The 8,192-nt window shown below is 45.3% G+C and carries 7 protein-coding genes and 1 pseudogene; all 8 read right to left on the bottom strand.

Features of this window, described 5'->3' with window-relative positions; translation table 11 throughout:
* Positions 1–470: 470 nt before the first annotated feature.
* Positions 471–1,670, bottom strand: a complete 1,200-nt coding sequence (locus tag QMF38_RS09490) for an ABC transporter permease (protein ID WP_232302400.1) — start codon at positions 1,668–1,670, stop codon at positions 471–473.
* Positions 1,633–2,337, bottom strand: coding sequence for an ABC transporter ATP-binding protein (locus QMF38_RS09485; RefSeq protein ID WP_040289474.1), 705 nt, complete (start codon positions 2,335–2,337; stop codon positions 1,633–1,635). The genes QMF38_RS09490 and QMF38_RS09485 overlap by 38 nt, the downstream gene beginning before the upstream one ends.
* Positions 2,334–3,446 (bottom strand): efflux RND transporter periplasmic adaptor subunit, encoded by a 1,113-nt coding sequence (locus QMF38_RS09480; protein ID WP_281759282.1) that lies wholly within the window; start codon positions 3,444–3,446, stop codon positions 2,334–2,336. Before QMF38_RS09480 ends, QMF38_RS09485 begins: the two co-directional genes overlap by 4 nt.
* 28 nt (positions 3,447–3,474) lie before the next feature.
* On the bottom strand, positions 3,475–4,947 hold the full coding sequence (locus QMF38_RS09475; protein WP_006446988.1) for a cysteine peptidase family C39 domain-containing protein: 1,473 nt from the start codon (positions 4,945–4,947) through the stop codon (positions 3,475–3,477).
* A gap of 130 nt (positions 4,948–5,077) precedes the next feature.
* Positions 5,078–5,436 (bottom strand): annotated as a pseudogene (locus QMF38_RS14945) (transposase); the annotation flags it as partial.
* Positions 5,437–6,064: 628 nt separating this feature from the next.
* Positions 6,065–6,253 carry a hypothetical protein gene (locus QMF38_RS09465; RefSeq protein ID WP_040289472.1) on the bottom strand — a complete coding sequence of 63 codons (189 nt, stop codon included), beginning with the start codon at positions 6,251–6,253 and terminating at the stop codon, positions 6,065–6,067.
* 34 nt (positions 6,254–6,287) lie between these two features.
* Positions 6,288–6,488 carry a hypothetical protein gene (locus QMF38_RS09460; protein ID WP_040289471.1) on the bottom strand — a complete coding sequence of 67 codons (201 nt, stop codon included), beginning with the start codon at positions 6,486–6,488 and terminating at the stop codon, positions 6,288–6,290.
* Between the two features lie 353 nt (positions 6,489–6,841).
* The gene (locus QMF38_RS09455) at positions 6,842–8,065 is read right to left on the bottom strand and encodes an IS256 family transposase (RefSeq protein WP_281759281.1); all 1,224 of its coding nucleotides are present in this window, start codon (positions 8,063–8,065) and stop codon (positions 6,842–6,844) included.
* Positions 8,066–8,192 lie beyond the last annotated feature (127 nt).

Raw genomic sequence — 8,192 nt, 5'->3', positions numbered from 1 at the left:
GTGCCATTCTCGCATTCCTCCCAGTAGATAGGTTCTCAGCAAACTCATTCTACCAAAGAGGGACGAGGTGGAACTTTTTACATAATGTCACCCAGTCGGCCGCTTGAATTTACACCAATTATACGGACTCAACTAGCTACCGAATGAAAGGAGGCACCGCGAGTCTCTAATCTCCCACGCCAAGTGATGATTTTAGTTGGCCATTTTAGACGAAAACAAATTGGCCATTGACATATCCCTTCAGGGGGCGTTTCTGACCCGATTTCGACAGTTAGACAAAGCGCGTGACTAATAGATGGATGTGGGCTCCATAGTGGCGCATCTTGTTGGACTCATCCACAGACATGCGCCGGTCGCATGTGCTGCATGGCGGAGGTCCAAACTGGCTGGACATGATTCATCCACCGCCGAGGGGCTGAGCGTCAAGGTGTGATCGGTTTGAAGGTTACGTATAAACTCGAGACTCAGAGTCAGTGTCGCAAAGCTACTCCTGGAGTCATTGTTGCAGCTCGTAAGCTCGGATAAAGACCAAAGAGAGTACCGATTAACACCCCGACCGCGATATCCTCAGTATAGACCCACACATTGAAACTAATAGGGATGCCTTTCATCATTAAAAGCATACCTGTCATTGTTCCTAGTAGGATACCAAACACTGTACCGACCAGACTCAGCATAGACGATTCTAAGAGAAAGTGTTGAATAATAAATCGACGGGTTGCACCAAAAGCTAAGTAAATACCGATTTCTTTGTGTCGATCCGACACAGCCATTAGCATGACGTTCATGATTCCGATTCCCCCAACAACAAACGAGACAAAATCAGCAACCCAGACGAATATGCTGAATAGATGCTTTAACGAATTGGATGACGATATAAGGTTATCCTGCGTAAAAACGCTATAATCAGACAGAGGGATTGTCCACTGGTGATCACGGAGTAATTGAGTTAGGACTTCATTTTCAATGAGGCGAATGTCTTGTACACGATTCGCTTTCAACAGAATTTCTGTGATAGAATCTTCCGAAGTAAAATTGTTCAAATAGGTACTAATAGGCAGTAGTACTTCACCTATATTGGCTGCAGCCGAAACGTTATTTGAAAATTCAAATGTACCTTCAATCGTTAACGGTATATTGTTCACAAGGACCTGCTTTCCAACCGGATTTTCTCCTCCAAACAATTGATTTACTAAATATGTGTTAATCAAACAAACGCTCCTGCTTTCCGCATTGTCAATCGCCGTAAAAAAGTGGCCTTTCAAGAGTGTAAGACTTTCAATGCCCGGGAATTCACTGTCAACACCGATGGCATAACCAGATAAATCTCCATTGCGTCCATGCATAGTAACAGACGATTCGACCACTGGCGAAACAACCGCTTGACTCCCAAGCGTCTTTGCAATCGCTTGTACATCGCTTTCCCGAATGAGATTTTGTGTAGCCACGGAAGCTTGAACGCTCATAATGCCTGGTCCAATCGCTGCGACCTCTGAGTCAATAGATTGCCGCACCCCTGCACTTATGGAAGAAAGAAGGAATATACCACCCACGCCAAAGCATATCCCGACAACGGCCAATACACTCTCAAGTGGACACCGCTTCAAATTTCTCAGCACTTCAATCAAGGTTTCACGCATATTCGTCACTCGCACCAAATCCCATACCACTCTCAAGTCGCCCACCTCGTAATGTCACTATTCGTTGGGCCTGTTCTGCGACTTTCATATCATGCGTCACCATAACGATTGTTTTGCCTTGCTCATGCAGGTTGCGAAAAATTGCGAGGATCTCCTTAGTGTTCTCTGGATCTAGATTTCCCGTTGGTTCATCCGCAAGTAGCACCTGTGGATCAGTGCATAGGGCTCGCGCGATCGCAACCCGTTGCTGCTCACCACCGGATAATTCGTTCGGGTACTTGTGGATATGCTGCGTCATACCTACCTTACGTAGCATTTCGATCACCGTGTGGATACGCTTCCCTTTAGGAATTGACCTCATACGAAGTCCTACCTCGACATTTTCTGATACAGTCCAATGAGGAACAAGCTCAAACCCCTGAAATACGGTTGCTAGTACGCCTCCACGCAAATGGCTTAACTGCCTCGTTGACTTCCAATTAACTTTTTTGCCATGCACGAAGTAGCTCCCATTATCCGGAGTGATTAAACATCCAAGAATGTTCAGGAGAGTCGACTTCCCCCCTCCAGATGGACCGACAACAGCTAGAAATTCGCCCTCAAACACAGTCAGGTTCACGTCACGCAAAACTATTTGGTGCTTCGTTCCAGACGAGTAGACCTTCGTAACGCCTTCGAGTTTCAAAATCGGTTTCATTCTTGCGGCCGCTTGGTTGCCACGGCCATCCCCACCTTCACACCCTGAACTTGTACATTCAAAGCATCACTCGAAAGAATTTTTACCGGAGTGAACTTAAACCTCCCTGATGTGTCTCGTACGTAAACACCAAGCTGACCGTTGTTCACCATTACAGCATCTGCTGGAACAATCACAGCATGCCGGATAGGACTTGTGTATATAGAACAGCTGACACTCATGCCGTTCAACATTTGTGGTGAAGCATGATTAATCTCTATATAAACTTGATATTGATAATTAGGCAATTGTGATTGATTAACAGCAAAAGGTGATATTAACTCAACCGTTCCTGTGAAGGATCCGCTGATGTCAGGAGAAGAAATGTCCACATGCTCACCCACATGAACTCGTGACACATCTTGAGCGTTAATCGTTGACACCACTTTTGCGTGTGCGTCGGTTGAAGTTGTCGAAATTAACGTACACGCCTCCTGATAGGGCGATAACTGCGCCCCTGCAGGAACTTGCAGAGAGGTAATCTCCCCATTTACCGGCGCTGTTAGTTCACTATTACGCAAGGATTGCAGAGCCGTCAACATGTCCAATTTCGCTTCGATTGCCGCTTGTTCCGCTTGCAAGGTAGCCTCTTCAGCGGAAAGTAGATTAATAGCATTCTGATCTTGTTGCACTTGTTCTTCTGCTGGGCTTTGCGACCCGTTGCTATGCAACTGCTGATAATATCGCATTGACCCCGATGTTACCGCATCTAAGTTTGCAGCGTTCTGTTCCGCTTTTAATAAAGCTTCTTCTCGCTGATCATCAGCGACTATTTCTTGCGCTTCTATGTATTTTTCTCTAAGAGATTCATAGATTTCTTTGTTGATTGAGTAGTTGGAGAAGTAGGCTAAGATTTGCCCGGCTTTTACGTGGGAACCTACGTGAACCATCCATTTCGCAATCTGTCCGCCGGCGCTTGAGGAAATAGAAACAATGTCTTGATCCACAATAGTACCGGTCACAGTCACATAGGGATAAATGGTACCATACCGCACCTCAGCTATAGGTATTTGTACTTTTTCCTTTTTTGGATGGATTACCATGTATATAGCTATTAGTCCTAATGTCAAGACTGATACCCCAGCAACATATACGTATCTAGGAATTTTTGAAGCCATGGGTGACGTATCGGTTCGAACAGAACTCACTCTTACAATCCTCCTCCTTCGTAGGCGCAATAAACGAATCCAAAGAAATCTTTGGTGATATATCGACTTCTTCACTTTGAGCATCTACACATAAAAAATCTTTCAATCGATGGAGTGATGGACGAGATGTCTGCCAAGCTATGACTGCTCCGTAGAGATTATGGCCGGCGGAAACCGCATAATTCATAATCATGATGGCAGTCAGCAGATGGGAATAACCTGTGCTTGTGGATATTGCAGTACCGCCATTGTTCCAATGCTCAAATATTACTACGAATAATGTAGGAACTACCACACTGTTTCCTACAACCGAGTTTATTGGAAGGCCCCAAATGGATTGTTTATATTGTATGCTGACAAGCTCTTGAAACGCTTTTGTAACAGCATTTTCTCCACCTGCCAACCAACGTTGAAGACAATTGGTCAATTCCGCCTGCTTGAGGCGAACACTATACAAAAGGTTTCTTACTCTATGTACGAATGGTGTCAGAATCGAAACAACAAGAATCAGGAATGCTAGTGTAAATATAGGCAAAAACCAGTTGATTTTCATTAGAAAATAAAGCGACGCCAAGAAAATAATCAGCGAATACGGGATGTTTTGAAACAGCGCTAACATAGCATTTACGACGGTACTTACATCTTGATAGCGCGTTGAAATATCCCCCATTGTATAGAACCGCAAATTCAATTTTTTCATTGCCTCGTCTATGCGCCACGATATTAATCGTTGATATTTTACCGAGATCCGCAACGAGATGAAATTAGATATCCATCCAAGTATTAAAGAAATCAAAGTGTATGCCACAACGAACACGAGAAATTTGGAGTAAAACGGAAGCAATTGTGCATACAACAGAGAATATATAGAATTGGCAAGTGCAGAAAGAAATACGACAAAACTCACTAGTATCATGCCAGTCCAACGCACACCTAGAGATAAAAGATCAGATAATCCAACATACCTATACCACCGTAGCCAATACCATTCTTTTGAGGTGTTCTGTTGCGATTGCTCTTCCTGCACTTTTGGACGGATGACAACCGCGATACCTTCCCATACATGCATCAAGTCTACCAAATCCATTTCTACAATTCCCGCTGCAGGATCCCCAACAATAAGTTTTCCCCTGGTCTCTAAGTAACTCCATATTACGACCGCGTGAGAATACCTCAAATATGCAATAAACGGCGTATGCACAGAAATTTCATGAGTATCTACAATTTTTCCTATGCGGACATGAAACCACGTCGATAAGTTATCTAAATTCCTTAATTTTGTTCCGTTTATAGGATTGGTAACTAAAATGCGACGAACTTCATTTAAATTGAGGTTGACACCGTAATAGCGCCCCAGGGCCAACACACACGCTGGAACACAGTCATGAGATGCTCCTTGATACACAATAGGAAATTTACTCAATCTCCATCCCTCTTTTCACTTAGTCGCGGGGCTTGCAGAATGGCTTATGCATGCGAACCGAACACTTATATAGCGTTTCCTGACAACCAAAGAACATAGATACGGAATAATAGAACAATAACCCAAAGTCCTCCTCAATCAGCGTCGCTGCTACCCCTTTGTCCACGATGGCTTTGAAGACGCGGCTTAGAGTCGAGACGGATGGAGCGGGTTCATGAAGAGAGAAGCCACACTGGTAACGAAAGCGCAAGTCACTCTCCAAACGTCGGTGAAGCTGTGTAAAGGCAGCAATACCCTCAAGAGGTGCCGCGAGAAAAGCGCGCAAGATGGCTTCCCGAGAGATGGGTTTTACTCCTTGGGGTGTTGAGCTTCTCAACTTCGCGGCATACGGACTCAGAGCGAGCGCGGAGAAAAAACATTCACGGCGCTCGAAGGATCAATTTCCATCCATTCGTCAAAGGAAAAGAGCCATGTTTGTCGAATGTACACGTTGGACTTCGCCCTCTTGGAAAAGGTTTAGTCGATACCATTTTCTTTCTATCAAACTGGGGGGTGAAGTCCTTCTTTCTATTCGAAAAACCCTTGCTACACAAGGGTTCGTGATTCTGCATACGTTGAGATTAGTATTCACTAAACCTCTGAATCAGATAATCAGGCTTCGATTATTGTCTATGTCCTACCCACTCCTGGACGAACAGTTTCAGGCCGAAATCAAAACGAATTTGTATACAGATTTAACTACGATGATTTACCCTTTAACTGAGACGATTTTTTCTTACTATATCTGTATCCGCAATACGCTACGACAAGCACGTTCAAAACAAATGCGCTTACAGCAATTATCAGGCCAGTTTTCGTGTAGTATATTTTGAAATTGAAGCTCGCTGCAATGGAAAACAGTAGATCGAACCAGAGTAAAATATACAACGGAACAACGTAGGGATACTTATATTTTGGTATTTTATTCCATTTAATAGTCATGGATATTATATAAATACATGCCACAGCTATGACGAGGTATATATACAACGTGCACACCGCCATTTCTGTTCTTAGTTTGTTCGGCAGAACGCGAACCTGAGGGCACGCAGCCTAGCGTGCCCTCGCTAAGAATAAATTAGCTTGTTAGGCCTTTTACGACAAGGGAAGCAGCCACAGCCGCGCCGATTCTGGTAACAACGGGAGATACCTCCGGAACAAAGACGTCTACAGCAATAGTTGCAAGACCGACAGCGCCACCAGCAGCAAATTCCAACCAATTTGCACCACACTCAAGCTTCAATTCTTCTTTAGAAAGTTCTTTCATAAATCTACTACACCCCATTAATTCAATTTCTCGCTTAATAAACAATATCTGGAGTTGCTAAACCTTTGATGATAAGCGCTCTTGAAACATTATAACCGATTTGTGTTACCACAGGCGAGACTTCCGGAGCAAGAACATCTACAGCGGCAGTGACTCCGCCGACAATAATACCAGCAGCCACATCCGCCCAGTTGAGGCCTCCTGCTAACAACTCTAGTTCGTTGTCTAAATTCATCAAAGTCTCCACCTCCCTTCGTTGTTCATTTTATTTTGAATCCACTTATAACGTCAACCTCGCGCCATCACTGTGTTGAGCGTCTGTGATATTGTCACCGCGAGATTCGTCCGTGACAATGTCATGTATGAGCAAGTGGTATCTTGTGATGCGACCTCATGAAGTTCGACGTCTCACGGTCATCCAACACTTTCTGGAGGGTAAGCGTAAAGCCAACCACACATGGGTTAGAGTCTCAAGTGGTGGTGTAAAATTCGTCGTGCCCAATTGACGAAGAAGCCACCGTGCGTGTCTACCGTGGATCAAGTCCTAAATGTGGTGTAAATTCGCCTCCTGGTAGATATGGAATTATGTCAACTTATCTTGCTGATCTTTGAGCCCTGATTTGCCCGTTTCTGCTGTTCTTCACGCCACATGAAGTAGTCCTTCATGTCGAGGTATTTGTGCCCCGACTGCCACTTCTCGTCAATCTCCATGAGTAAAGCTCCAATCAGACGGATGACGGAATCTCGGTTTGGGTAGATTCGAATGACCCGATCTCGCCTGCGTATTTCCTCATTAAGACGTTCCATTCCATTGGTTGTTCGCAGACGCTTCCTGTAGCGCTCTGGTAAAGAGAGGACTGCCGTAATGTCGTCAAACCCATTTTCGAGTACCTGGATAGCTTTAGGAGCCTTTTCGCTGTAGTCCGATACAACTTGGTTCATCAGCAGCCGTGCGGTTTCGACATCAGGTGCATCCAGTATAGAGCGTACTTTGCCGTAAAGTTCGTCATGCAAATTCTTCGGTGTGGCGTCCAAGAAATTACGCATGAAGTGAGTCTGGCATCGCTGCCACGTTGCACCCTGGAATTGCGTTTGCAGAGCCCTTACAAGCCCACCGTGGCTGTCTGAGACGACAATATCCACCCCTCTCAGATCTCGGCTCTTGAGCCAAGAGAAGAATTCAGACCAGCTAGCCTCAGACTCGCTATCCCCAAGCATAATGCCAAGGATTTCACGATACCCATCTTCGTTGACGCCGGTCGCAATCATGGCTGCTCGTGAGCGAACCCGACCTTCCCCCCGAATCCTCAGAACGATTGCATCGACCAGCACGAATGGGTATCGCTTTTCTCTTAGGTTGCGCTCATTCCACGCCTGTACAATAGGGTCAAGTCGTTTACACAGATCTGAAACTGTAGATTTTGAGAACTCCGCACCACAGAGTTCCTCCGTAATCGCCGTGATTTTCCTTGTGGATACCCCGTTAATCACCATTTCCACAAGCGCTAACAACAGAGCCTGCTCACTACGTTGGTAACGCGCAAACAACTCCGTGGAAAAGCTCCCATTACGCAGACGCGGGACACGTAAGGTGAGGGTCCCTACACGGGTTGTCAGTGGGTGGGGACGGGTTCCATTCCGGTAGCCCTGGCGTTCCTCCGAACGTTCATACGGCTCCGCCTGAAGCTGCTCAGAAGCCTGCGCCTTCAGAACTTGATTCAGAACCTGATCCAGCAACTGCGATATCCCCTTATCACCAGTAAATAACCCTTTCAAAACTTCGTCATCCACGGTAATGTTGTACTGTGCCATTCTCGCATTCCTCCCAGTAGATAGGTTCTCAGCAAACTCATTCTACCAAAGAGGGACGAGGTGGAACTTTTTACATAATGTCACCCAGTCGGCCGCTTGAATTTACACCAATTATACGGACTCAACT

It is taken from the genome of Alicyclobacillus hesperidum subsp. aegles (assembly GCF_027923525.1).
GTDB lineage: Bacteria > Bacillota > Bacilli > Alicyclobacillales > Alicyclobacillaceae > Alicyclobacillus > Alicyclobacillus aegles.
The sequence above is the reverse complement of the archived record's forward strand: the minus strand, read 5'-3'. Positions and strand labels throughout refer to the sequence as shown.